This window comes from Streptomyces sp. NPDC002276 (assembly GCF_053891435.1).
In genome coordinates this window covers 258,681-281,894 of record NZ_JBSFCQ010000007.1, presented here as the reverse complement: position 1 = coordinate 281,894, position 23,214 = coordinate 258,681, and the positions used below count along the sequence as shown (strand labels likewise).

Annotated in this window: 24 protein-coding genes; 16 read left to right on the top strand and 8 right to left on the bottom strand. The window is 70.1% G+C overall.

Annotated features, from left to right (window positions below):
* Nucleotides 1-129: 129 nt before the first annotated feature.
* From ACWIHT_RS20385 to serA, 4 genes are all read left to right on the top strand, one after another.
* Complete coding sequence (locus ACWIHT_RS20385; protein ID WP_456169522.1) at nucleotides 130-1,983, top strand: acetolactate synthase large subunit; 1,854 nt, start codon at nucleotides 130-132, stop codon at nucleotides 1,981-1,983.
* 20 nt (nucleotides 1,984-2,003) lie between these two features.
* A complete protein-coding gene (gene ilvN / locus ACWIHT_RS20380; protein WP_019068659.1) occupies nucleotides 2,004-2,531 on the top strand; it encodes an acetolactate synthase small subunit in 528 nt (175 codons plus the stop codon).
* Nucleotides 2,532-2,642: 111 nt separating this feature from the next.
* Entirely contained in the window at nucleotides 2,643-3,641 is a 999-nt protein-coding gene (gene ilvC, locus ACWIHT_RS20375) for a ketol-acid reductoisomerase (RefSeq protein ID WP_043680264.1), read from the top strand.
* A 243-nt stretch (nucleotides 3,642-3,884) separates the two neighbouring features.
* Nucleotides 3,885-5,474 (top strand): phosphoglycerate dehydrogenase, encoded by a 1,590-nt coding sequence (gene serA, locus ACWIHT_RS20370; RefSeq protein WP_456169521.1) that lies wholly within the window; start codon nucleotides 3,885-3,887, stop codon nucleotides 5,472-5,474.
* A gap of 83 nt (nucleotides 5,475-5,557) precedes the next feature.
* Here the strand turns inward: serA and ACWIHT_RS20365 are convergent, their stop codons facing one another.
* Entirely contained in the window at nucleotides 5,558-7,120 is a 1,563-nt protein-coding gene (locus ACWIHT_RS20365; RefSeq protein ID WP_456169520.1) for an MFS transporter, read from the bottom strand.
* 97 nt (nucleotides 7,121-7,217) lie between these two features.
* On the opposite strand from ACWIHT_RS20365, the gene ACWIHT_RS20360 reads away from it, so the two are divergent.
* From ACWIHT_RS20360 to ACWIHT_RS20350, 3 genes are all read left to right on the top strand, one after another.
* A complete protein-coding gene (locus ACWIHT_RS20360) occupies nucleotides 7,218-7,793 on the top strand; it encodes a TetR/AcrR family transcriptional regulator (RefSeq protein ID WP_456169518.1) in 576 nt (191 codons plus the stop codon).
* Nucleotides 7,794-8,463: 670 nt separating this feature from the next.
* Complete coding sequence (locus ACWIHT_RS20355) at nucleotides 8,464-8,646, top strand: hypothetical protein (RefSeq protein WP_456169517.1); 183 nt, start codon at nucleotides 8,464-8,466, stop codon at nucleotides 8,644-8,646.
* Nucleotides 8,598-9,131 (top strand): FAD-dependent monooxygenase, encoded by a 534-nt coding sequence (locus ACWIHT_RS20350; RefSeq protein ID WP_456169516.1) that lies wholly within the window; start codon nucleotides 8,598-8,600, stop codon nucleotides 9,129-9,131. Before ACWIHT_RS20355 ends, ACWIHT_RS20350 begins: the two co-directional genes overlap by 49 nt.
* Before the next feature lie 21 nt (nucleotides 9,132-9,152).
* On the opposite strand, the gene ACWIHT_RS20345 is transcribed toward ACWIHT_RS20350, so the two are convergent.
* From ACWIHT_RS20345 to ACWIHT_RS20335, 3 genes are all read right to left on the bottom strand, one after another.
* Nucleotides 9,153-10,391 (bottom strand): MFS transporter, encoded by a 1,239-nt coding sequence (locus ACWIHT_RS20345; RefSeq protein WP_456169515.1) that lies wholly within the window; start codon nucleotides 10,389-10,391, stop codon nucleotides 9,153-9,155.
* A 153-nt stretch (nucleotides 10,392-10,544) separates the two neighbouring features.
* Entirely contained in the window at nucleotides 10,545-10,820 is a 276-nt protein-coding gene (locus ACWIHT_RS20340) for a DUF7848 domain-containing protein (RefSeq protein ID WP_456169514.1), read from the bottom strand.
* Nucleotides 10,817-11,089, bottom strand: a complete 273-nt coding sequence (locus ACWIHT_RS20335; protein ID WP_456169512.1) for a hypothetical protein — start codon at nucleotides 11,087-11,089, stop codon at nucleotides 10,817-10,819. Before ACWIHT_RS20335 ends, ACWIHT_RS20340 begins: the two co-directional genes overlap by 4 nt.
* A 106-nt stretch (nucleotides 11,090-11,195) precedes the next feature.
* Here ACWIHT_RS20335 and ACWIHT_RS20330 point away from each other — a divergent pair, with 106 nt between their 5' ends.
* The 4 genes from ACWIHT_RS20330 to ACWIHT_RS20315 all read left to right on the top strand — a co-directional run bounded on the left by ACWIHT_RS20330 (nucleotide 11,196) and on the right by ACWIHT_RS20315 (nucleotide 13,149).
* Nucleotides 11,196-12,023: a helix-turn-helix domain-containing protein gene (locus ACWIHT_RS20330; protein ID WP_456169510.1), complete on the top strand. Its 828-nt coding sequence runs from the start codon at nucleotides 11,196-11,198 to the stop codon at nucleotides 12,021-12,023.
* The gene (locus ACWIHT_RS20325; protein ID WP_456169509.1) at nucleotides 12,020-12,229 is read left to right on the top strand and encodes a DUF397 domain-containing protein; all 210 of its coding nucleotides are present in this window, start codon (nucleotides 12,020-12,022) and stop codon (nucleotides 12,227-12,229) included. Before ACWIHT_RS20330 ends, ACWIHT_RS20325 begins: the two co-directional genes overlap by 4 nt.
* Before the next feature lie 101 nt (nucleotides 12,230-12,330).
* A complete protein-coding gene (locus ACWIHT_RS20320; protein WP_456169508.1) occupies nucleotides 12,331-12,933 on the top strand; it encodes a DUF4240 domain-containing protein in 603 nt (200 codons plus the stop codon).
* 21 nt (nucleotides 12,934-12,954) lie between these two features.
* Nucleotides 12,955-13,149 (top strand): DUF6355 family natural product biosynthesis protein, encoded by a 195-nt coding sequence (locus ACWIHT_RS20315; RefSeq protein ID WP_456169507.1) that lies wholly within the window; start codon nucleotides 12,955-12,957, stop codon nucleotides 13,147-13,149.
* A gap of 247 nt (nucleotides 13,150-13,396) precedes the next feature.
* Here the strand turns inward: ACWIHT_RS20315 and ACWIHT_RS20310 are convergent, their stop codons facing one another.
* The 3 genes from ACWIHT_RS20310 to ACWIHT_RS20300 form a co-directional block, all read right to left on the bottom strand.
* A complete protein-coding gene (locus ACWIHT_RS20310) occupies nucleotides 13,397-14,314 on the bottom strand; it encodes an RNA polymerase sigma-70 factor (protein ID WP_456169506.1) in 918 nt (305 codons plus the stop codon).
* Nucleotides 14,311-15,504: an NAD(P)/FAD-dependent oxidoreductase gene (locus ACWIHT_RS20305; protein WP_456169504.1), complete on the bottom strand. Its 1,194-nt coding sequence runs from the start codon at nucleotides 15,502-15,504 to the stop codon at nucleotides 14,311-14,313. Before ACWIHT_RS20305 ends, ACWIHT_RS20310 begins: the two co-directional genes overlap by 4 nt.
* Nucleotides 15,505-15,617: 113 nt before the next feature.
* Nucleotides 15,618-16,892 carry a PucR family transcriptional regulator gene (locus ACWIHT_RS20300; RefSeq protein ID WP_456169503.1) on the bottom strand — a complete coding sequence of 425 codons (1,275 nt, stop codon included), beginning with the start codon at nucleotides 16,890-16,892 and terminating at the stop codon, nucleotides 15,618-15,620.
* A 144-nt stretch (nucleotides 16,893-17,036) separates the two neighbouring features.
* Between ACWIHT_RS20300 and ACWIHT_RS20295 the strand changes: the two genes are divergently transcribed.
* The 5 genes from ACWIHT_RS20295 to ACWIHT_RS20275 all read left to right on the top strand — a co-directional run bounded on the left by ACWIHT_RS20295 (nucleotide 17,037) and on the right by ACWIHT_RS20275 (nucleotide 21,571).
* On the top strand, nucleotides 17,037-17,963 hold the full coding sequence (locus ACWIHT_RS20295; RefSeq protein WP_456169502.1) for a proline dehydrogenase family protein: 927 nt from the start codon (nucleotides 17,037-17,039) through the stop codon (nucleotides 17,961-17,963).
* A 38-nt stretch (nucleotides 17,964-18,001) separates the two neighbouring features.
* Nucleotides 18,002-19,633, top strand: coding sequence for an L-glutamate gamma-semialdehyde dehydrogenase (gene pruA / locus ACWIHT_RS20290; RefSeq protein ID WP_456169501.1), 1,632 nt, complete (start codon nucleotides 18,002-18,004; stop codon nucleotides 19,631-19,633).
* A 50-nt stretch (nucleotides 19,634-19,683) separates the two neighbouring features.
* Entirely contained in the window at nucleotides 19,684-20,532 is an 849-nt protein-coding gene (locus tag ACWIHT_RS20285) for an alpha/beta fold hydrolase (protein ID WP_456169653.1), read from the top strand.
* Between the two features lie 105 nt (nucleotides 20,533-20,637).
* Complete coding sequence (locus ACWIHT_RS20280) at nucleotides 20,638-21,177, top strand: GNAT family N-acetyltransferase (RefSeq protein ID WP_456169500.1); 540 nt, start codon at nucleotides 20,638-20,640, stop codon at nucleotides 21,175-21,177.
* Nucleotides 21,178-21,439: 262 nt separating this feature from the next.
* Complete coding sequence (locus ACWIHT_RS20275; protein ID WP_019068673.1) at nucleotides 21,440-21,571, top strand: hypothetical protein; 132 nt, start codon at nucleotides 21,440-21,442, stop codon at nucleotides 21,569-21,571.
* 55 nt (nucleotides 21,572-21,626) lie between these two features.
* On the opposite strand, the gene ACWIHT_RS20270 is transcribed toward ACWIHT_RS20275, so the two are convergent.
* Complete coding sequence (locus ACWIHT_RS20270) at nucleotides 21,627-23,195, bottom strand: purple acid phosphatase family protein (protein WP_456169498.1); 1,569 nt, start codon at nucleotides 23,193-23,195, stop codon at nucleotides 21,627-21,629.
* Between the last annotated feature and the right edge of the window lie 19 nt (nucleotides 23,196-23,214).

Below are 23,214 nucleotides of genomic sequence, written 5' to 3'. Positions count from 1 at the left end.
AGCGACCGCACCCGGCGCGCTCCCCTCGCTTGCCTCACGGCACGAGGGGTTTTTTGTTGCACAGGATCCAGTCGTGCAGCAGTAGAACCCCGCACAAACCTCGCAAAAACCCTCAGCATCGAGAAGAGAATGACGATGACCGAGCAGGCCACCGGGGCCCATCCGCAGCCGCGGCCCCGATCCGGAGGACAGCAGTCCGCCCCCGAGCACGTCACGGGCGCGCAGTCCCTCATCCGCTCTCTTGAGGAAGTCGGGGCCGACACGGTGTTCGGCATCCCCGGCGGTGCGATCCTTCCGGCGTACGACCCGCTGATGGACTCGACGCGGGTGCGTCACGTCCTGGTCCGGCACGAGCAGGGCGCGGGCCACGCGGCCACCGGCTACGCACAGGCCACCGGCAAGGTCGGCGTCTGCATGGCGACCTCGGGCCCCGGCGCCACCAACCTCGTGACCCCGATCGCCGACGCGCACATGGACTCGGTGGCGCTCGTGGCGATCACCGGGCAGGTCGCGTCCAAGGCGATCGGTACGGACGCCTTCCAGGAGGCGGACATCGTCGGCATCACGATGCCGGTCACCAAGCACAACTTCCTGGTCACCAAGGCCGAGGACATCCCGCGCGTCATCGCGCAGGCCTTCCACATCGCCTCCACCGGCCGCCCGGGCCCGGTGCTGGTCGACATCGCGAAGGACGCCCTCCAGGCGAAGACCACCTTCTCCTGGCCGCCGGTCATGGACCTGCCCGGCTACCGCCCGGTGACCAAGCCGCACGCCAAGCAGATCCGCGAGGCCGCCAAGCTGATCACCGCCGCGAAGCGGCCCGTCCTCTACGTCGGCGGCGGCGTCCTCAAGGCCCACGCCACCGCCGAGCTGAAGGTCCTCGCAGAACTCACCGGAGCGCCCGTCACCACCACCCTGATGGCGCTCGGCGCATTCCCCGACAGTCACGAGCTGCACGTGGGAATGCCGGGCATGCACGGTGCGGTCACCGCCGTCACCGCGCTTCAGAAGGCCGACCTGATCGTCGCCCTCGGAGCCCGCTTCGACGACCGCGTCACCGGCAAGCTGGACAGCTTCGCGCCCTTCGCGAAGATCGTCCACGCCGACATCGACCCCGCGGAGATCGGCAAGAACCGCGCGGCCGACGTGCCGATCGTCGGGGACGCCCGCGAGGTCATCGCCGATCTGGTGCAGGCCGTGCAGAAGGAGCACAGCGAGGGCCACACCGGCGACTACAGCGCATGGTGGAAGGACCTCAACCGCTGGCGCGAGACCTACCCGCTCGGCTACGAGCAGCCCGACAACGGCTCGCTCTCCCCGCAGCAGGTCATCGAGCGCATCGGCCAACTCGCCCCGGAGGGAACGATCTTCGCGGCGGGCGTCGGCCAGCACCAGATGTGGGCCGCGCACTACATCCAGTACGAGAAGCCGGCGACCTGGCTCAACTCGGGTGGCGCCGGGACGATGGGCTACGCGGTCCCGGCCGCGATGGGTGCCAAGGCCGGCGCCCCGGACCGTACGGTCTGGGCGGTCGACGGCGACGGCTGCTTCCAGATGACCAACCAGGAACTCACCACCTGCGCCCTGAACAACATCCCGATCAAGGTCGCCATCATCAACAACGGCGCCCTCGGCATGGTCCGCCAGTGGCAGACCCTGTTCTACAACCAGCGCTACTCCAACACCGTGCTGCACAGCGGCCCGGAGGCCGACGGCAAGCAGCCGAGCGCCGGCACGCGCATCCCCGACTTCGTCAAGTTGTCGGAGGCGATGGGCTGTTACGCGATCCGCTGCGAGTCCCCCGACGACCTCGACAAGGTCATCGAGGAGGCGAACTCGATCAACGACCGCCCCGTCGTGATCGACTTCATCGTCCACGAGGACGCCATGGTGTGGCCGATGGTCGCCGCCGGCACCTCCAACGACGAGGTCATGTTCGCCCGGGACGTCCGCCCCGACTTCGGCGACAACGAAGACGACTGAGCGAGAGAGACCACAGAGAAATGTCCAAGCACACGCTCTCCGTCCTGGTCGAGAACAAGCCAGGTGTCCTCGCCCGGATCACCGCCCTGTTCTCCCGGCGCGGCTTCAACATCGACTCCCTCGCCGTCGGCGTCACCGAGCACCCCGACATCTCCCGCATCACGATCGTGGTGAACGTGATCGAGGCACTCCCGCTCGAACAGGTCACCAAGCAGCTCAACAAGCTCGTCAACGTGCTGAAGATCGTCGAACTGGAGCCGGGTTCCGCGGTTCAGCGCGAACTCGTTCTGGTGAAGGTGCGCGCCGACAACGAGACGCGCTCCCAGATCGTCGAGATCGTCCAGCTGTTCCGCGCCAAGACCGTCGACGTCTCCCCGGAGGCCGTCACCATCGAGGCCACCGGCTCCAGCGACAAGCTGACCGCCATGCTCAAGATGCTGGAACCGTACGGCATCAAGGAACTGGTCCAGTCCGGCACGATCGCCATCGGACGCGGCGCCCGCTCCATCACCGACCGCTCGCTGCGCGCGCTCGACCGCTCCGCGTAGACCCGTCTGCGGGCGGCCCCGGCCGCCCGCATTCCGAGACCCCCGACCTTCGATTCCGCCCGCCGTCATACGGTGGGACGCAACACCTGCACACCAAGGAGAGAACCCAAAGTGGCCGAGCTGTTCTACGACGCCGACGCCGACCTGTCCATCATCCAGGGCCGCAAGGTCGCGGTCATCGGCTACGGCAGCCAGGGCCACGCCCACGCGCTGTCGCTCCGTGACTCCGGCGTCGACGTGCGCGTCGGTCTGCACGAGGGCTCCAAGTCCAAGGCGAAGGCCGAGGAGCAGGGCCTGCGCGTGGTGACGCCGTCCGAGGCCGCCGCCGAGGCCGACGTCATCATGATCCTGGTGCCGGACCCGATCCAGGCCCAGGTCTACGAGGAGTCCATCAAGGACAACCTCAACGACGGCGACGCGCTGTTCTTCGGCCACGGCCTGAACATCCGCTTCGACTTCATCAAGCCCCCGGCCGGCGTCGACGTCTGCATGGTCGCCCCCAAGGGCCCGGGCCACCTCGTCCGCCGCCAGTACGAGGAGGGCCGCGGCGTTCCGTGTATCGCGGCCGTCGAGCAGGACGCGACCGGCAACGGCTTCGCGCTCGCCCTGTCGTACGCGAAGGGCATCGGCGGCACCCGCGCCGGCGTCATCAAGACCACCTTCACCGAGGAGACCGAGACCGACCTGTTCGGTGAGCAGGCCGTTCTCTGCGGTGGTACGGCCGCGCTGGTCAAGGCCGGTTTCGAGACGCTGACCGAGGCCGGTTACCAGCCCGAGATCGCGTACTTCGAGTGCCTGCACGAGCTGAAGCTCATCGTCGACCTCATGTACGAGGGCGGCCTGGAGAAGATGCGCTGGTCGATCTCCGAGACCGCCGAGTGGGGCGACTACGTCACTGGCCCGCGGATCATCACGGACGAGACCAAGGCCACGATGAAGCAGGTCCTCGCCGAGATCCAGGACGGCACGTTCGCGCGTGAGTGGATGGCCGAGTACCACGGTGGCCTGAAGAAGTACAACGAGTACAAGCAGAAGGACGCCGAGTCCCTGCTGGAGACCACCGGCAAGCAGCTCCGCAAGCTGATGAGCTGGGTCGACGAAGAGGCGTAAGGCCGCCTGAGGCCGAGGGGCCGGAGCGCTTGCTCCGGCCCCTTTGCCCAATTGTCCAACCCGTCCAGCCTCGGACGGGTGATCCTTCCGCAGAGGCGCAGGACGACTGTCAGGGCGCCACTACACTGCCGTACTACATACGCGTCAGGCCCACAGCGTCGTGCGTCTCCACGCGGCCCGTACCTCCACCGCCTGCGGCCGTCGGGACGGCCGTCCGCACGCAATGGACTTGTGAGGACTCACGTGAGCTCGAAACCTGTCGTACTCATCGCTGAAGAGCTGTCGCCCGCGACGGTGGACGCCCTTGGCCCGGACTTCGAGATCCGGCACTGCAACGGCGCGGACCGGGGCGAGCTGCTCCCCGCGATCGCCGACGTGGACGCGATCCTGATCCGTTCGGCCACCAAGGTCGACGCCGAAGCGGTCGCCGCCGCACGGAAGTTGAAGGTCGTCGCACGAGCCGGCGTCGGCCTGGACAACGTCGACGTCTCCGCCGCCACCAAGGCCGGCGTGATGGTCGTCAACGCCCCCACCTCGAACATCGTCACCGCCGCCGAGCTGGCCTGCGGTCTGCTGCTGGCGACCGCACGCCACATCCCGCAGGCCAACGCCGCGCTGAAGAACGGCGAGTGGAAGCGCAGCAAGTACACGGGCGTCGAGCTGGCCGAGAAGACCCTCGGCGTCGTCGGCCTCGGCCGCATCGGCGCGCTCGTCGCGCAGCGCATGTCCGCGTTCGGGATGAAGGTCGTCGCCTACGACCCCTACATCCAGCCCGCGCGCGCTGCCCAAATGGGCGTCAAGATCCTGTCGTTGGACGAGCTGCTCGAAGTCTCCGACTTCATCACCGTGCACCTGCCCAAGACCCCCGAGACGGTCGGTCTGATCGGCGACGAGGCGCTGCGCAAGGTCAAGCCGACCGTGCGGATCGTCAACGCCGCGCGTGGCGGGATCGTCGACGAGGAGGCGCTGTACTCCGCGCTCAAGGAGGGCCGCGTCGCCGGCGCCGGCCTCGACGTGTACGCGAAGGAGCCCTGCACGGACTCCCCGCTCTTCGAGTTCGACCAGGTCGTTTCCACCCCGCACCTCGGCGCCTCCACGGACGAGGCGCAGGAGAAGGCCGGTGTCTCGGTCGCCAAGTCGGTGCGCCTCGCGCTCGCCGGTGAACTCGTCCCCGACGCGGTCAACGTCCAGGGCGGAGTCATCGCCGAGGACGTCAAGCCCGGCCTCCCGCTCGCCGAGAAGCTCGGCCGCATCTTCACCGCGCTCGCGGGCGAGGTCGCGGTCCGCCTCGACGTCGAGGTCTACGGCGAGATCACCCAGCACGACGTCAAGGTGCTCGAACTCTCCGCGCTCAAGGGCGTGTTCGAGGACGTCGTCGACGAGACCGTGTCGTACGTCAACGCCCCGCTGTTCGCGCAGGAGCGCGGCGTCGAGGTACGGCTGACGACCAGCTCCGAGTCCGCCGACCACCGCAACGTCGTCACCGTGCGCGGCACGCTGAGCAACGGCGAGGAGGTCGCGGTCTCCGGCACGCTGGCCGGTCCCAAGAACCTCCAGAAGATCGTCGCGGTCGGCGACTACGACGTCGACCTCGCGCTCGCCGACCACATGGTGGTGCTGCGGTACGAGGACCGTCCCGGTGTCGTCGGCACGGTGGGTCGTGTCTTCGGCGAGGCGGGCATCAACATCGCCGGTATGCAGGTGTCCCGGTCGGTCGCGGGCGGCGAGGCGCTGGCGGTCCTGACGGTCGACGACACGGTGGCGGCGAATGTGCTGGCGGAGGTCGCCGAGGAGATCGGCGCGACGTCGGCTCGCTCGGTGAACCTGGCCTGAGGCCCAACCCGCGTCACATGTGAACGCCGGGCGGGTTGAGGAGGGAATCCTCAACCCGACCGGCGTTTCTGTGTAGTTGGGGATCATGCCGGGGTCTTCGCCGCGTCCTCCGCCGGGGTTTCCTGGGCCGGTACCCGCAGCCCCCGCAGGGTCCGCGTCGCCGCGAAGGCCGCGCCCAGGAGCAGTACCGCCCCCGCGATCGCCGCGCCGTGCATGCCGTCGGTGAAGGCCTCCCGGGCGGTCGCGGCCAGGGCATCTCCCGCGTGCCCCGGTAGCTGCCGGGCGACGGCCAGCGCGCCGCCGAGGGTCTCGTGGGCCGGGGCGGGGGCCGAGGCCGGGATGCCGTGGCGGTAGATCGCCGTACCGATGGAGCCGAGGACCGCCATGCCGAGCGCGCCGCCGAACTCCGCGCCCGTCTCCATCAGCGAGGACGCGACGCCCGCCTTCTCCACCGGTGCGCTGCCCATCGCGAGATCCATGATCTGGGACATCACCATGACGATCCCGGAGGCGAGGACACCGGCGGCGGCCAGGGCCGGCCAGAGGGCGTCGGTGCCGGTGACGGCGAGCATGCCGTAGCCGCAGGCGGCGAGGGCGAAGCCGGCCGCGACGACGTAGGCGCGGTCAACTCCCTTCTGTACGAGGGTCGTTGCGAGCGGGGCCGCCGCGCCGATCGGCACCGAGGGGAGCAGCGCCCACAGGGCCGCCTCCATCGGGCTCTTGCCGAGTACCGACTGGAGGTACTGCGTGGTGAAGAAAGCCGAGCCCATCATCCCGAAGGCGGAGAGGAGGTTGAGGACGACCGAGGGGGCGAAGCCTCGGGCCCGGAACAGGGTGGGGTCGATCATCGGGGAGGCGGTCGTGCGCTGGCGGTGGACGAACAGGGCCGCGAAGAGCAGGCCTACCGTGATCGAGACGACGTACTGGACGTGCCAGCCCTCGGACGGGATCTCCTTGAGGCCGTAGATCACGGGCAGGACGCCGGCCATCGACAGGGGGACGCTCGGCCAGTCGAAGCGGCCGGGGGCGGGGTTCTTGGACTCGGGGAGCAGGAACGGGCCGATCACCAGCAGGAGCGCCATCGCGGGCAGGTTGATCAGGAAGACCGAGCCCCACCAGAAGTACTGGACGAGCACACCGCTCAGGACCGAGCCGAGCGCGACACCTGCGGTCATCACGCCCGACCACAGGCCGATCGCCTTCGCACGCTGGCCTGGGTCGGTGAACATCGTGCGCAGCAACGCCATCGTCGAGGGCATCAGGGTCGCGCCGCCGATGCCGAGGACCGCGCGGGCGGCGATGAGGGTCTCGGCGCTGTTCGCGTAGGCGGCGATGACGGACGCGGTGCCGAAGGCGGCGGCGCCGATCAGGAGGAGCCTGCGGCGGCCGATGCGGTCGCCGATCGAGCCCATCGTCATCAGCAGGCCCGCCAGGACGAAGGCGTAGATGTCGAAGATCCACAGTTGCTGGGTGCCGCTGGGCTCCAGGTCCGCGCTGATCGCCGGGATGGCGAAGTAGAGGACGGAGACGTCCATGGAGACGAGGAGCAGCGGGAGCATCAGGACGCCGAGGGCGGTCCATTCGCGGCGCCCGGCAAGGGAGTTGGGGGTGCCGGAGGGGTTCGTCGAGCTCGGTGAGTTCGTCATGGCAGTGAATGTACGCGCGTCTTAAACGCTTGTCTAGAACGGGTGTGTAAGTCGTCTGTATGGGACGGTTGTATGGATCGGCGATAGGGTGGCGGGCATGGGACACCGTGAGGATCTGCTCGAAGGCGCGAAGCGCTGCCTGCTGGAGAAGGGGTTCGCGCGCACGACGGCGCGCGACATCGTGAAGGAGTCGGGGACGAACCTCGCGTCCATCGGCTACCACTACGGCTCGAAGGACGCGCTGCTCGCGCAGGCGTACGTCTCGCTGGTGGAGGACACGTCCTTCGAGTGGGGCGACCGGCTCGAAGGGGCGCCGGGCTCGCTGGAGCGGTTCAGGGAGGTGTGGTCGAACGTCGTCGCCTCCCTCCGTCAGCCCGGTTCGATGTGGCGGCTCAGCGGGGAGATCATGGCGATGGGCGACCAACTGCCCGAGGCCCGCGACCAGTTGGCGCTCGCGCAGCGCGAGGGCGGCCGGGGACTGGTCTCGCTGCTCATGGGAGTACCGGAGGAGGAGGTGTCGGACGAGACCGCCGACACGCTCGGCTCGTTCTACATGGTCGTGATGTCCGGGCTCATCATGCAGTGGACCTTCGACCCGAAGACCGCCCCCGACGCCGACCGGCTCACCGAGGGTCTCCGCCAACTGCTGGAGGGCGCCCGGAAGGCGCCGTGACCCGCCGGTCTGCGCCGACGGCTCCGCCACCGCCCGCCAGATCGCGACGGCCAGGTCCGGCATGCCGGCCTCCCGCACCGTTTCGGCCGGCTTCCGCAGCCGGTCCAGGGCGCCCGGGGTACCCGCGCGGGTGTCGAGGAGACCGCGCAGGGAATCCGGGCGGACCCGGTCAAGTCGCCCCTGTAGTAATGGAGTTGGGCGTGCGGGAAATGGAACTCGTGGCGGTGCGGCGGGGAGCCGACCAGATCGAGGGCCGACCGCACCGCGTCGAGCCATGAGGCGGCCTCGTCGATGCGTGGCGGTGTGGTCTGCAACCGGCCCAGCCGGGTGTGGATGGTGGCGGCGACCCAGAAGGACTCCGCGGCGAGTGTGCCCTCGGTCCGGGGCGGCGTGTGGCACACCTCTCCGGCCGGCCGGGCGGCCTCCGCGAGGTTGCCCAACTCGGCCTCGGTGGAGGCGAGCAGCGGCTTGCTGCGGGACACGTCGGCGGAGGGCACGTGCAGCCGGTGCTGTTCGCTCAGCCGCAGCGCCTCCCCGACGAGGCGGCGCGCGGTCTCGGGCTCGCCCAGGTTGCGCGCGGAGCGGGCGAGCCGGATCAGGGCGTGCACCTTCAGCGCCGGGCGCGCCAACTCGTCGCTCAGGCGCCGGAGTTCCTCCACGCTCCCTCGCGATGGCCTACGAGGAGACCGGGCGGCCCGAACTCGCCCTGCGCCACCTGGTGTTCGCGGGCGAGAGCATCGACCTGGACGTGGTCGCCGCCTTCCTCAAGTCGTACCCGGGCAACGCGCGCCCACCGCCGTCAACATGTACGGCCCGACCGAGACCACCGTCTACGCCACCCACCGCGTCCTGACCGACGCCGACTTCGACGGCACGGTGCGCTCGCCGATCGGCGCGGGCCTGCCGCACCTGCGGCTGGAGATCCACGACCAGGACCTGAAGCCGCTGCCCGACGGCTCCTTCGCCTACCTGGGCCGCGACGACCAGCAGATCAAGCTGCGCGGCTACCGCATCGAACTCGGCGAGGTCGAGACCGCGTTGCGCGGCCACGACGGCGTCCGGGACGCCGCCGTCATCGGCGCGGGACCTGCCGGGCTCGCCGCCGCGCACCGGCTGTCCGGGACCGGCGTGTCCACCGTACTGATCGACTGCGGCAGACCCGTCGCCGAGCGCGACCGGTACGCCGCCGAGGACCTGGCCCGCGGCCACGGCGGCGCCCTGGGCGTGGCCGAGGTCACCGCCCTGGAGTCCGCGTCCCCGGGCACGGGCCTGTGGGGCTGCTTCATCTGCACGGCGGCGACCTTCGCGGGGTGTGCCGTACTGCTGCGCAGGCCCTGATCCCGCTCTACGGCAAGTCGGTCACGGGGCCGACCGCCGCGCCGTGACCCCGTCCTCGCGCCGCCGGTCCCGCAACGCCGGTGCCATCGCCCCCAGCATGAGCAGCGCGGTCAGCGCGAAGGCCCACGGGTAGCCCGTCAGGCCCGCCGCGATGCCGAAGCCCGCCGCGCCTACGCCCATTCCGCCGTCGTAGGCCAGGTTCCACAGGGCGCTGACCGTGCCGTACGAGGCGGCGGAGACGCGGGTGTACATCAGGGCCAGCGTGGCGTTCTGGGTGATGCCGAAGCCCGCGCCGAACACGGCGGTGCCCGCAATGACGGCCACCGGATCGGCAGTTGGGGCGATGACCAGGACGCCCGCCGCCGACAGGAGCAGGCCCGGGAGGACGAGCCGCGCGCTGCCGTGCCGGTCGCCGTGGCGGCCCGCGAGCCAGCGCGTCAGGGTGGAGGTCGCGGTCTGCACGAACAGGGCCGCCGCGACGACTCCGGCCGACGCCGACGGCACGGCCAGCGGCAGGAAGGTCACCAGGATGCCGGCGGCGGTGGCGGTGGCCGCGAAGACCAGGACCGGCCGGAGCAGCGCGCCCGTGCGCAACCCCCGTACGACACCGAGTGGTTGCTCTTCGCGCTCCACCCGGTCCGGCAGCCCGAGGACGAAGACGATCGCGGCCAGCGCGGCGAGGCCGCCGGTGACGGCGACCGGACCGTAGCCCACGCGGTCGGCCAGCCACAGCCCCAGCGGCAGCCCGACCAGCGATGGCACCCCGGACACCACACCCACCAACGCGAGCCCCTCGCCCCGGCGTTGATCCGGGATCAGCGACGCGGTGAGGGCTCCGCCCGCGACGATCGTCAGCGCGAAACCGAGCCCTCGTACGAAGCACACCGCGACGATCCACGCGGTCTGCCCGGAGACGGTCAGCACCAACGCCGGTGCCCCGAGCAGGAACAGCCCGGCGATCAGGGTCAGCCGATACCCGAAGCGCGCGACCAGCCGGGGCGTGACCAGCTCCCCGAGCACCGTCGCGAGCATCAACGAACCGGTTGCGAGCCCCGCCGCGCCCCCGCCGCCCCGCTCGGCCGCGTACGCCGGCACGACCGACAGCAACAGGAAGAAACTGAGACTGGCCCCGACCACGCTGACGAAGCGGAGGAGAAGGGGGCGGGTGAGGAGCGGGGGGTGCGTGCCCGAAGTGGCCTCGGGGGCAGGGGAGTTGGGGGTGGCGGGGGTTGGGCAGTCGGGGGCGGGGCCGGTGGTCATGACACCGACACTAGAGTCTCGCCGGAGCGCCGGTCAGCTCCATTTCCGGGGCACTGGACCGGTCATTCCGTCGAACAGCCTCCAGTTCCCCTCGGACGCGACCTCGACACCATCGCCGCCAGGATGCTCGCGTTCCTGACACCGGAGTCGGCGTCATGTTGGACCCTCCTCCCACATCACCCACGGGCGTTCGATCACCTCGGCGTAGCTGGTGTGCCCGGGGTGTTCGCGGAGGTGGGCGAAGGCCCAAGTCTGGGGTTCTGTCGGGTCGTTGCTCGGGGAGGATCGCGCGGCGCACTCCGTGTCGTCGTCCTTGAGCGCGAGGCACCGGAACGCGTATGCCAGTGGTGGGGCATCGGCATCGGCGTCGTGGTCGGGTCGCAGCGTCCAGTGGACGAAGCGGAAGGTGCGGCGGATCGGGACGGTCACAGGACCTCACCCCGGCTTCGGGCGTTCGCGCGGGCGGTCTCGGCGCGCAGGCGTTGTTCGGGGGTGGGCGGTCGTACGTCCTCGGGGGCCACGGTCCACTCCGTCCCGCCGGTGACGCGACGCAGGGACCACGCGCCGCACCACTCGCCGCGGAACTCCCCGATCCGGCCCTGCGCGTCCACGACCAGCGTGCCGACCGCCGGAATGGGGGGAATCGGTGGAGACGGTGGAGGGGGCTCGGATCTCACGGTTACGTTCTCGTCGGGCACGGTCGCTCCTCTCCGTAGTGCTTCCACTACTAAGGGAGTTCAGCGTGGCCGTCGGCGGGGAACCATTCAACTTGTCGGACGGGAACGAAAGGTTGGTGAAAGTCCCTTGAACCGAAGGGAATTGGATCCCGACAGCTCACCTCAGGCAGCGTTCGGCGCACGTTTGCGCAGGGCACGGGAGGAACGCGGCTGGACGCAGGAGAAGTTGGCCGAGGAGATGGGGTACTCCAGTACGCACATCTCGTCGGTCGAAGTCGGGCGCAAACTTCCTACCTCGCGTCTCGCGCGCAGCGCCGACGCGGTGCTGGGCACCGGAGACATGTTCGAACGCGCCTGGCGCAAGGTGCGGCACGCCGGACTCCTCGAAGGATTCCCGCAGTTCATCGACCACGAGGCGCAGGCGGCGGAGATCCGGCTGTACGAGGTCGGTGTCGTCCCCGGTCTGCTCCAGACCCCGGACTACGCGGCTGTACTCGCACAGGGCGCCGTCAAACGCGGAGCCATCAACGACGACCAGGCCGAGGAACGCGTCACGCTCGTCGCCGAACGGCAGGCCACGCTCGTCAGGACACCCGCGCCGTTGGTCTTCGTCGTGCTGGACGAGAGCTGTCTGCGGCGGCCCGTCGGTGAACCCGCCGTCATGAACGGCCAGTTGGAGCGCCTGCTTGAGTTCGCCGAGCTGCCGAACACCGTGCTTCAGGTCGCGCCGTTCGCGATGGGGGAGCGGCGGCCGTTCAACCTGCCGGTCTATGTGCTGACGCTGCCGGACCGTTCACTCGTGTCGTACGCCGAGTCCGCGCATCGGGGTCATCTGGAACGGGAAAGCGCGTTCGTACTGCCCATCCTCACGGCCTACCATCAACTACAGGCCCAGGCCTGCTCGCAGGCCGAATCCGTGGCCATGATCAGTCAGTTGAGAAAGGGCACCCCGTGACGACCGAAGCCCCGCAGTGGTTCACGTCCTCCTACAGCGACAACGGCGGCGCCTGCGTCGAGGTCGCCACGAACCTCGTCCCGTCGCGTGGTGTGGTCCCCGTCCGCGACTCGAAGAACCCTGGCGGTCCGGTTCTTGCTCTCCCGGCCGGGGCCTTCTCCTCCTTCGTGGCGAACGTGAAGGCCGCGGACGCCTCCCACTCATGACCCTCTCCGTGGAAATGTGACACTCGGGCCGCCGAGTGTCACACTTCTACGCCCCTGCCCACCCGGAGGGCGATGTCAGTGTCGCCTGCCACAGTGGGGCCATGGACGATGACACCTTCTGGACCCTGATCGAGAACTGTCGGCAGCGGACGCCGGACCCGGACGAGCGGGCGGCGTGGTTGTGCGAGCGAGTGGCGGGCGGGCCCGAACCGGAGATCCTGGGGTTCCAGACATGTCTGGACCGCGTGTTGCTTCCTTCGGGGACGTGGGACCTGTGGGCCGCGGCGGACCGGATCATGGGCTGGTGCTCCGACGACAGCTTCTTCTACTTCCGGCTCTGGCTGGTCGGATTGGGCCGGGAGTCGTTCGAGCGAGTGGTTCGCGACCCGGATTCCCTGGCCGAACTGCCGGACGTACGGCGGCTCGTGGGCCGGGACGAGGAGGACTGGGACGAGGAGGAGTGGCTCGACTGGGAGGAGCTCGACTATGTCGCCGGGCAGGCGTTCGTCCAGGTGACGGGGAGGACCGAGGAAGATTTCTACGCGGTTTTCGAGGCGCTGGGCGGCGAGGATCCCGAGTCGGTGGACCCGGCCGGTGAGCGGTGGGACGCGAGCGACGACGAGCAGGCGAAGCGGCGTCTTCCCCGGCTCAGCGGGCTGTTCCCGGGGTCCGGGGCCCGGAGCCCGAGCCCGGGACACCGGTGACGGATGAGGATCACCCGATGGATGGAACGACAAATCGATTCCCCGGGTGAAGGGCGCGGAGTTCGAGCAACCGCATCGGCCGGCGCGGCGATCGTGGGGCTCAAGGTCCGCGTCGCCCGGGCACGCGACCACGAGGCATGCGTCAGGCCCGGCACGACCTGGCTGGGCTCCGCCCGCAAGATCCAGGGCGCCTACTACGTCGGGCGCGTCTGCTGACCCGGTGCTCGGTCTTGTGGCCCCAGGCCGCCTTCTTCAACCGATGCCGCTCGGCGGCGGTCAGGACTGTCGGGCGTGCGGTGGCAACGGGCTGGCAACGGGCAAGGCAGGCAAGCCGATCAGTAGAAGTCGATCGCGAACGGACACAGCCCGCCGCATCCGCTTCCCCCTGGGCCGGGCCCGTGCCGGGGCAGCGGGCCCGTGCGCTCACGGGGATTGCGGCGGGCGTCGATAACGATCGGGCGGCTCAGGGGAGTTCGTGCCGAGTGCCGTCGGCGACGGCGTGGAGTTTGTCGGGGTTGGCCACGTTGTGGATGGTCGAGATGCGGCCCTCCGGGTCGAAGTCGAAGGTCAGCGTGGCGATCACGCGGTCCGGGCCGCGGAAGACCACGCCCGGGCCGCCGTTGATCGAGGTGAGCTCCGCCCGCATCTGCCCGGGCTCGACGCCCTGGTAGGTCACGGTGCCGAGCGCGGCGAACCAACGGGCCACGGTCTCCAGGCCGATGACCGGCTTGAGGGCTTGGCGGACCTTGCCGCCGCCATCGGTCCACAGCGTCACGTCCGGGGAGAGCAACTCCATGAGGGTGTTGATGTCGCCGCCCGTCGCCGCCGCGAAGAAACGCTCGGTGACGTCGCGTTGGCGGGCGCGGTCCGCGGTGAAACGGGGCCGGCGGGCCTGCACGTGTTCGCGGGCGCGGTGCGCGGCCTGCCGGACCGCCGGCTCCGAGCGTTCCACCGCGTCCGCGATCTCCACGTAGCTGAAGGCGAAGACCTCCTTCAACACGAAGACCGCGCGTTCCAGGGGGCTCAGCGTCTCCAGGACGACCAGCAGGGCCATGGAGACCGAGTCCGCCGTGGCGACGCCGTCGGCGGTGTCCGGGCCGGTGAGGATCGGCTCGGGGAGCCAGGGCCCGACGTAGGTCTCGCGCTGGTGGCGGGTCGAACGCAGCCGCTCCATCGCCAGGTTGGAGACGATCCGGGTCAGGTAGGCCTTGGGGTCGGCGACCTGGGAACGGTCGGCCGCCGACCACTTGAGCCAGGCGTCCTGGACCACGTCCTCGGCGTCGGCGGCCGAGCCGAGGATGCGGTAGGCGACGGAGAAGAGCAGGGTGCGGTACTGCTGGAAGGCGAGCTGGTCGCGGCCAGTCTCCTGCGGCTGGGTCACTTGGCGCTCCGAATCCGGGTGTAGCGGCCACCGTGCGGCCAGAAGGCGCCCGAGGCGGGCATCTTCTTCATGCGGGCGAAGGTCGGCCACGGTGCGGCGGTGACCGTCTCCTTGTATTTCGCGGCCCGCTTGCCGGTCAGCACGATCCGGCGCGGGCTGTCGTCGGGGTGGGTGAACTGTACGACGGCGTCGTTCCGGCCCAGGCTGACGGGTGTGTGGTAGTAGCCGAAGCGGAAGGGCTTGGGCTTCTTGCCGGCCAGCACCCGCAGGATCGAGAGAGCCGCGTGCACCCCGGTGGGCATACCGCCCTGGCAGGTCCCGTGCATCACGCCGTAGCCCTGACGGATCGCCGCCGCGTCGCCCACGGCGTAGACGTCCGGGTGGGAGACCGAGCGCAGCGCGCTGTCGGTGACCACCCGGCCGCGCTCGTCGACGGTCAGGCCCGCGGCGGCGGCCAGCGGCGAGACACGGGTGCCGCTGGTCCACAGCACCGCGGCCGCCAGGATGCTGGAGCCGTCCGCGAGTTCGACGCTGTCCGGCAGCACCTTGACCACCTCGACGCCGCCGCGTACCCGCACGCCGCGCCGGGCGAGCGCCGTGTCCAGGTAGGCCTTGGCCTTCGGGTGCAGGCTCGCGCCCGGCTCCTCCCGGCCCAGCAGCACCACCTGGAGCTCCGGGTGCCGCTCGGCGATCTCCGCGGCGGCCTCGACACCGGTGAGTCCGCTGCCGCCGACCACGACGGTCCCACCGGCGAGCCGGGTCAGCCGGTCGGCAAGGATGGCGGCGTCCTCCGGGCTGTTGAGGGTATGAGCGTGGTCGTCCACTCCGGGAACGGCGACGGTGTCCGCGACGCTGCCCAAGCCGTAGACCAAGGTGTCGTAGCGCAGGACCCGGTCGTCGTCGATCCGGACGGTCTTCGCCTCGGTGTCGACGGCGGTGACCCAGCCGCGGACGAAGTCGGCCCCGGTGCCGTCCAACAGTTCCGGGATGTTCATCTCGGCCGTGTCCTGGCCGGTGGCGGTCATGTGCAGTCGGAGCCGCTCGGTGAAGGTGTCGTACGGGTTGACCAGCGTCACTCGCAGGTCACCACGCTTCCTGGTGCGGGCCGCGAGCTGGATCGCTGCGGAGAGCCCGGCGTAACCGGCGCCCAGGACCAGGACCTCGTGCTGCTGCACTGCTGTCGCGTTCATCGCTCTGCTGCCTCTTTCGTGTCGGTCGTTCCCGCCGTGCGAACGACCACCAGACGCAAGCTGCCCCGCGGTTCGTGACATGGGGCCGATGTGACCCGCGTCACGCAAATCCCTTACAGGCGGGCCGACTTGAGCGCCATGTGCAGCAACAGCCGGTCCTCCCCGTCGTCAAGGTCGAGACCCGTCAGTTGTTCCACCCGTGACAGGCGGTAGTAGAGGGTCTGGCGGTGGATGCCCAACTCGGCTGCCGTGCGCCCCGCTTGGCCCGCGTGGTCGAGGTACACCTCGGCGGTGCGGGCGAGTTCGTGGTGTGTGGGGGAGAGGAGCGGTGCTACGGCGGGGTCGTGGGTGGACTCCGGGGTGAGGGAGGTCAGCAGGCGGTACGGGCCGATGCGGGACCAGTCGGCCACCGGGGCGAAGCGGGGTTCCGCGAGGGCGGCGCGGGCCGCCGCCGTGGCCTCCTGCCAGGTTGTGCCGAGGTCGGCGAGTCCGGCGCGGGGCTGCCCGATACCGGCGGCCCGGGGCTGCCCGCCACCTGAAGCATGGGGCTGCCCGACCCCGGAGGCGTCGGGCGAAGGCCCGTCCTTCAGCAGGCGGGCGGCAGCCGCTTCCGCCGGGCCCCGGACATCCGTGGACGTGGACGTTGACGTGGACGTGGACGTCGACCGCAGCCGTACCAGCACCGCCAGGCACTGCTGCTCCGCGGCCCCCCACGGAACCGTGCACAGCGCCGTCGCGTGCGGCACCGTACGGGCTGACGGGGCGTCGTCCGGGTCGGCGGTCGACGGCCAGGGGGCGACGCAGACCATCGTGTGCGGGCCGTCGCCGCGTGCGCCGAGGGCGGTGCGGAGGGCGGCCACCGCCATGTCCCGCTGCCAGCCGCGCTCGGCGGTGAGCACAGCGCGCAACTCACGCGTCAGGTCGGCGCCCGCCTGCGCCTCGTCCGCGAGCAGCGCGCCGATCCGGGTCGTCACCTCCATGGCCGCGTCCAGTTGTGGAGCGGCAGGGCCCGGATCGTCGTCGTCCAGGAGCCAGACGTAGCCGAGGACCACGCCCCGATGGCGTACCGGGAGGCAGATACGGCCCCGGTAGACACCCGCCTCGGGGGTGGGCGGGATGCGGACCGGCCCGGTCGCCCGGGTGATGCCGAAGCCCTCGAACCAGGTGCGGATCGCCGCCGTGGAGCGCCGGGTCAGGATCGAGCGGGTGCGGACCGGGTCCAGCGCGGACGGGTCCAGGTCGCCCTCACCGTCGTAGGCCCCGAAGGCGATCAGCTCGAAGTCGCGGTTCTCCAGGGTCGCGGGGGCGCCGAGGAGTTCCGAGATCTCGTCGACCAGTTCCTGGTAGTCGCCGGTGGAATCGGTTGTCACCCGGGCATTCTCCCGCATTACCGTGCCGAATCCGTGCCGCCTTCATACATCTGTCTGAGATCTGCGGCACGGATGCGTGACAGCTGTCGATGGTCGACGATCGGAGACAACCCTAGGTTTCACGGTGGTTGCCCGTATGTCCGACTGCTTGGAGGTACCCCCGTGCTGGGTCCCGTGATTCTCGCCGCCTCGCGCAGCGAACAGATGCGTCGGCTGATCTCGGCGGCGCCGGTGACCAAGCAGGTCGTCGACCGCTTCATCCCCGGCGAGACCGTGGACGAGATCGTGCCGATCGTCCAGGACCTCACCGCCAAGGGCCTGGAGCTGACGATGGACGTCGTCGGCGAGGACATCACCACCCCCGAGCAGGCCGCCGCCGCCCGCGACGCCTATCTCCAACTCGTCGACCGGCTCAAGGAGTTGGAGCTGGGCACCCGGGCCGAGATGTCCATCAAGCTGTCCATGTTCGGGCAGGCGCTGGACGGCGGTCACGAGCTCGCCCTCGCCAACGTCCGGCCCGTCGTAGAGGCCGCCGCCGCCATCGGTACGACCGTCACGCTCGACGCCGAGGACCACACCACCCTCGACTCGATGTTCGCGATCCACGAGGAGCTGCGGAAGGACTTCCCGCAGACCGGCTGCGTCATCCAGGCCTACCTCTTCCGCACCGAGTCCGACGCCCGCCGCCTCGCCGAGGCCGGCAGCCGCGTCCGGCTCGTGAAGGGCGCCTACAAGGAGCCCGCCGAGGTCGCCTACCAGCAGAAACACGAGATCGACAAGGCGTACGTCCGGATCCTGCGCATCCTGATGGAGGGTTCCGGCTACCCGATGATCGGCTCCCACGACCCGCGCCTCATCTCCATCGCCCAGGAACTCGCCCGCCGCGCGGGCCGCAAGCTCGACGAGTACGAGTTCCAGATGCTCTACGGCATCCGCAGCGACGAGCATCTGCGGCTCGCCGCCGAGGGCCACCGCATGCGTGTCTACACGGCCTACGGCACGGACTGGTTCGGCTACTTCATGCGCAGGCTGGCGGAGAAGCCGGCGAACCTCCTCTTCTTCGCCCGCTCGACCCTCACCAAGGGCTGACCCCAACACCCGCTCACGTACAAGGAGTTACGGATCCCATGGACGCTGTGACCCAGGTCCCCACCCCCGTCAACGAGCCGGTGCACGGCTACGCGCCCGGCTCTCCCGAGCGCGCCCGTCTTGAGGTCAAGCTCAAGGAGCTGGCCGAGAACCCGATCGACCTGCCGATGACCATCGGTGGCGAGCGGCGGATGGGCGGCGGCGAACGCGTCGACGTCGTACAGCCGCACAACCACAAGGCACGGCTGGGCACTTACGCCAACGCCACCCAGGACGACGCCCAGGACGCGATCGACGCGGCCCTCGCCGCCGCGCCCGCCTGGCGCGCGATGTCCTTCGACGACCGCGCCGCGATCATCCTGCGGGCGGCGGAACTCCTCTCCGGCCCGTGGCGCGAGACCCTCGCCGCCTCCACCATGCTCGGTCAGTCCAAGACCGCCCAGCAGGCCGAGATCGACTGTCCCTGCGAACTCGTCGACTTCTGGCGCTTCAACGTCAAGTACGCCCGCGACCTCCTCGCCGAGCAGCCCCCGGCGAACTCCCCGGGCGTCTGGAACCGCCTCGACCACCGCCCGCTCGAAGGCTTCGTCTACGCGATCACGCCGTTCAACTTCACGGCGATCGCGGGCAACTTGCCGACCGCGCCCGCCCTCATGGGCAACGTCGTGGTCTGGAAGCCGTCGCCGACCCAGACCCACTCCGCCGTCCTCCTCATGCAGTTGCTGGAGGAGGCGGGGCTCCCCAAGGGCGTCATCAACCTCGTCACCGGCGACGGCATCGAGGTGTCGAAGGTCGCCCTTGAGCACCGCGACCTCGCCGCCATCCACTTCACCGGGTCCACCAAGACCTTCCAGTACCTGTGGAAGACGGTCGGCACCAACATCGAGAAGTACCGCACCTACCCGCGCCTCGTCGGCGAGACCGGCGGCAAGGACTTCGTCGTCGCCCACCCGAGCGCGGACCGCGCCGTGTTGAAGACGGCGCTGACCCGGGGCTCCTTCGAGTACCAGGGCCAGAAGTGCTCCGCGAGTTCCCGGGCGTACATCCCGGCGTCGATCTGGAACTCCGGTTTCAAGGAGGAATTCGCCGCCGAGGTCGACCACTTGACGATGGGTGACGTCACCGACCTGTCGAACTTCATCGGCGCGGTGATCGACGAGCGCGCGTTCGCCAAGAACAAGGCGGCCATCGACCGCGCGAAGGCAGACCCCAACTGCACGATCGTCGCGGGCGGTTCGTACGACGACTCGGTCGGCTACTTCGTCCGCCCGACGGTCGTGGAGTGCAGTGACCCGGCCAACGAGGTGTTCACGACCGAGTACTTCGGCCCGTTCCTCGCGGTCCACGTCTACGAGGACGACGCCTACGACGAGATGCTGACCCAGATGGAGTCCGTCTCGGACTACGCGCTGACGGGCTCGGTCATCGCGGGCGACCGCGCGGCGGCGGCGTACACGATGGAGAAGCTCCGCTACGCGGCCGGCAACTTCTACATCAACGACAAGTCCACCGGCGCGGTCGTCGGCCAACAGCCCTTCGGCGGCGGCCGTTCCTCCGGCACCAACGACAAGGCCGGCGCCCCGCAGAACCTGACCCGCTGGACGTTGACCCGCGCCATCAAGGAGACCCTGGTCGCACCGACGGACTACACGTACCCGCACATGGGCTGACCCACAGGCGGCCCGCAACCGACAGACTCCCCGTCATGACCCCAACCCCCATGCAGGACAAGGCGGTTACGGCGGACGACGGAGTACGGCTGTGGGCCTCCCGGTCCGGCCGTGGCACGCCCAACACCCCACCCCTGGTGCTGTGCCACGGCGGACCCGGACTCTGGGACATGTCCGAGGACGTGGCCGGGATGCTCGACTCCCGCACCACGGTGGTCCGTTGGGACCAGCGCGGCTGCGGGCGGTCCGAGCCGTGCGCGGGTCCGTGGACCACCGAACGGTTCGTGGCCGATCTCGACGCCGTACGACGGCACTTCGCGCTGGAACGGCCGGTGCTGCTCGGCCACTCCTGGGGCGCCTCGCTCGCCCTGCACTACGCCCTCGCCCACCCGGACCGGGTCGCCGCGCTCGTCTACGTCAGCGGCACCGGCATCGGCCCGGACGCCGACTGGCACGGCGCCTACGAGGCGAACCTCCTCGCCCGCCTCGGCGAGGACCCCCAACGACTCGCCCGCTGGCGGCAGTTGCCCGGCGACAGCCGTGAACGCGCCGTGCTCCAGTGGTCCGCCGAGTTCGTGGACCGGAAGCGGGCCGTCGAGCACGCGGAGCGGATGGCCGACCCCTGGTTCCCCATCAACTCGCCCTGCAACAAAGCCCTGAACGCCGAGGCGAGGCAGACCGCGGGCACCCCCGCCCTGTACACCGCCTGCGAGGCCCTCGACCTCCCCGTGCTCATCGTCGACGGGGAGCGGGACATCCGCCCTCGCTCGGCCGTCGACTCGCTGGAACGGGCGCTGCCCCGGGTACGGCGGGTGACCCTCGCGGGCGCCGGACACCTCCCGTGGGTCGAGGACCCGCACGGATTCCGCGAAGCGGTGCTGAGAGAGACGCGCTCATGACGTCAACGCGTTCATGACAGCAACGCACGCGTGACGTCAGCGCGTTCATGACAGCGATGCGGCGATGACGGCACGTCGTGAGCCCGTGTCTCCGATACTGACCCCGTGACCATCCGTATGCGCACCGCCCACACGGCCGACCTCACCCCGGCCGATCTCCGCGCCGCCCGCGCGCTGCTGGACGCCGCCTTCGCCGGTGACCTCACCGACCAGGACTTCGAGCACGGCCTCGGTGGCATGCACGCCCTGCTCGCCGACGAGGACGGGCTCGTCGCGCACGGCTCGGTCGTCATGCGCCGGGTGCGGTATCGCGGGCGCTGGCTGCGGGTCGGGTACGTGGAGGGGGTCGGCGTACGGCCCGACGCCCGCCGCCGGGGGCACGGCGGCCGGATCATGGCCGAACTGGAGCGGATCGTCGACCACGCCTACGACGTCGGTCTGCTCGGCGCGAGCGACGACGGCGCCCGCCTCTACACCGCGCGCGGCTGGCGGCTGTGGGGCGGCAAGATCTCCGCCCTCGGCCCGGACGGCATCGTCCATCTCCCCGAGGAGGAGGACAGCACCTACGTCCGCCCCGCGCTCGCCGGGCCGCTCGACCTCGACGCCGATCTCCTCTTCGACTGGCGTGACGGGGATGTGCTCTAGCGGCCCCTGGAACGAAACCGCAGGTCAACGCCACGTGACTCGTTTCACCGTCTCAGATAGTAGGAAGTCCGAGTAATTGTGGAGACAGATGTGCGGTCCTGTCCTAGCTTTGTAGGAGCCGAACGTCTCGCTAGACCAAGCGAATGGCGGTCGTGAGCCGGACAGCGTGCAGGCAACCCCTGTGGTCCGTGGCTCCCCGCCTCCTCCGGCGTCTCGTAACCCCCTTCAGTACTTCAGGAATTATCGAAGGAGTCGGTTCCCCATGGCCGAGACGACCGTCCGCCGCCGCGTCCGCCACGTGACCCGCACCAGCGAGTCCGAGCGCAAGAACGCCGCCGCCGCCCTCCAGCGCGCCCTCGACCGCCGCGACAACGGCGGCGAGACCGGCCACTGAGCAGCAGTAACACCCACTAGCCGGGAGCCGCGCCCGCACGGGGTGCGGCGCGGTCTCAGCGACCGCGCCGCACCTCGAAGTGGTCGATGCGCTTGCCGTTCTGGTCCAGCGCCGACACCTTGAGCCTCGGCGTGCTGCCGCTCTCCGCCTCCACCGAGAGGAGGGAGAAGCCCCGGTAGCGCACCCGCGACCACTCCACCGTCTCCGCCTGGCTGTGCTGGCCCTTCGCCCACTGCATGGTGTCGACCGTCCCGTGCCGCGTGACGTGCCCCTCGTAGCTCTCCTTGACGCCCGCCGGGAACCCGTACAGATCCCGGCCGCCGCCGCCCGCAGTGACGTAGACGATCCCGTCCTTGGTCGGATCCGTGGACGCGCCGATGGGTACCGCCCTGCCGACCGCGCCGTTCTTGATCGCGTCGGTCCGCTCGTAGACGTGGTTGTGCCCGTTGATCACCAGGTCCACCTGGTGCCTCGCGAACACCGGCAGCCACTCGCTCCGTACCCCGCCGTCCGAGGCGTGCGCGGAGGTCGAGTAGGCGCAGTGGTGGAAGAAGACGACGAGGAAGTCGACCCCCTTCGTCGCCCGCAGCTCACGCAGCCTGCGGTCCAGCCACTTCGTCTGCTTTCCGCCGGTGTAGCCGAGGTTGGCGGTGATCTCGTACGACACGTCGTTCGCGTCGAGAGCTACGACGCCGACGTTGCCGTAGACGAAGGAGTACACGCCCGGCGCGTGCGACGGGTCGAAGCCGTTCTCCGGGAGGGACCAGCGGGCGAGTTGGCCGCCGTAGCCGTCGGGGGAGTACCAGGCCTCCATGTCGTGGTTGCCGGTCGTCACCATCCACGGGACGGTCCGGGAGACACCCTCGTTCTGCTTGAGGAAGAGGTCCCAGTACGTCGGGTCGTAGCCGTCCGTCTTCTTGCCCTGCCCGTTGGTGTCCGCGTAGCAGATGTCACCGGCGTGGAGGTGGAAGGCGGGGTTCTCGCGCAGGATCACATGGTCGTTGGCGGCTGCCGCGTTGCTCACGCCCTGGTCGCCGAAGGCCGTGAACACGAACTTCTCCGGGCTCCCCGGCGCCGTACGGAACGAGCCGATCGTCGAGCGGTGGGCCGGGGCGGCCGGGTCGAAGCCCTCGTGGCCGACGCCGTAGTAGTACGTCGTGCCGGGGCGGAGGCCGTTCAGGGCCGCGTGGACGTAGTACTGCTCGACCGCCGGGCGGACGCCGGTCAGGCCGGGGGTGTGCAGGGCGCGCACCTCGGCGGTGATGCGGCGGCTGAGGTCGTCGGGCTTCAACCCCACGCGTACGTACGGCTTCTTGACGGCGAACGGCACCTGCCAGGAGACCCGCAGCTCCGTCTTCGGGTCGGCGCCGAAGGCGAGATGGCGGCCGAAGGGGGTGACGACGGCGCCCGGCACCTTCGAGGTGGCGGGGGAGGGGAGCGTGGCCTTGCTGTCCGTGCTGCCGCTCTTGCCGGCGCACCCCGCCAGCAACCCGCCCGCCGCCACCGCGCCCGCCGTCACCAGCGTGCGGCGCCGGGTCAGCTTCGTGCGCAGGTACTCGTACTGCTCGGCCATGCTCATCCGGACCGCGAGGTGCTCCGGGATGCCGACGTCAGGTGTCTCCATGTCGATGAAGTTCCCCTAG

Excerpts from the sequence above, each read along its gene's own strand:
- ACWIHT_RS20385 (WP_456169522.1), top strand. The coding sequence starts at position 130 with ATGACGATGACCGAGCAGGCCACCGGGGCCCATCCGCAGCCGCGGCCC.
- ilvN (WP_019068659.1), top strand. The coding sequence starts at position 2,004 with ATGTCCAAGCACACGCTCTCCGTCCTGGTCGAGAACAAGCCAGGTGTC.
- ACWIHT_RS20365 (WP_456169520.1), bottom strand. The coding sequence starts at position 7,120 with ATGACGAACTCACCGAGCTCGACGAACCCCTCCGGCACCCCCAACTCC.
- ACWIHT_RS20360 (WP_456169518.1), top strand. The coding sequence starts at position 7,218 with ATGGGACACCGTGAGGATCTGCTCGAAGGCGCGAAGCGCTGCCTGCTG.
- ACWIHT_RS20355 (WP_456169517.1), top strand. The coding sequence starts at position 8,464 with ATGGCCTACGAGGAGACCGGGCGGCCCGAACTCGCCCTGCGCCACCTG.
- ACWIHT_RS20350 (WP_456169516.1), top strand. The coding sequence starts at position 8,598 with ATGTACGGCCCGACCGAGACCACCGTCTACGCCACCCACCGCGTCCTG.
- ACWIHT_RS20345 (WP_456169515.1), bottom strand. The coding sequence starts at position 10,391 with ATGACCACCGGCCCCGCCCCCGACTGCCCAACCCCCGCCACCCCCAAC.
- ACWIHT_RS20320 (WP_456169508.1), top strand. The coding sequence starts at position 12,331 with ATGGACGATGACACCTTCTGGACCCTGATCGAGAACTGTCGGCAGCGG.
- ACWIHT_RS20315 (WP_456169507.1), top strand. The coding sequence starts at position 12,955 with ATGGAACGACAAATCGATTCCCCGGGTGAAGGGCGCGGAGTTCGAGCA.
- ACWIHT_RS20305 (WP_456169504.1), bottom strand. The coding sequence starts at position 15,504 with ATGAACGCGACAGCAGTGCAGCAGCACGAGGTCCTGGTCCTGGGCGCC.
- ACWIHT_RS20300 (WP_456169503.1), bottom strand. The coding sequence starts at position 16,892 with ATGCGGGAGAATGCCCGGGTGACAACCGATTCCACCGGCGACTACCAG.
- pruA (WP_456169501.1), top strand. The coding sequence starts at position 18,002 with ATGGACGCTGTGACCCAGGTCCCCACCCCCGTCAACGAGCCGGTGCAC.
- ACWIHT_RS20285 (WP_456169653.1), top strand. The coding sequence starts at position 19,684 with ATGCAGGACAAGGCGGTTACGGCGGACGACGGAGTACGGCTGTGGGCC.
- ACWIHT_RS20275 (WP_019068673.1), top strand. The coding sequence starts at position 21,440 with ATGGCCGAGACGACCGTCCGCCGCCGCGTCCGCCACGTGACCCGCACC.
- ACWIHT_RS20270 (WP_456169498.1), bottom strand. The coding sequence starts at position 23,195 with ATGGAGACACCTGACGTCGGCATCCCGGAGCACCTCGCGGTCCGGATG.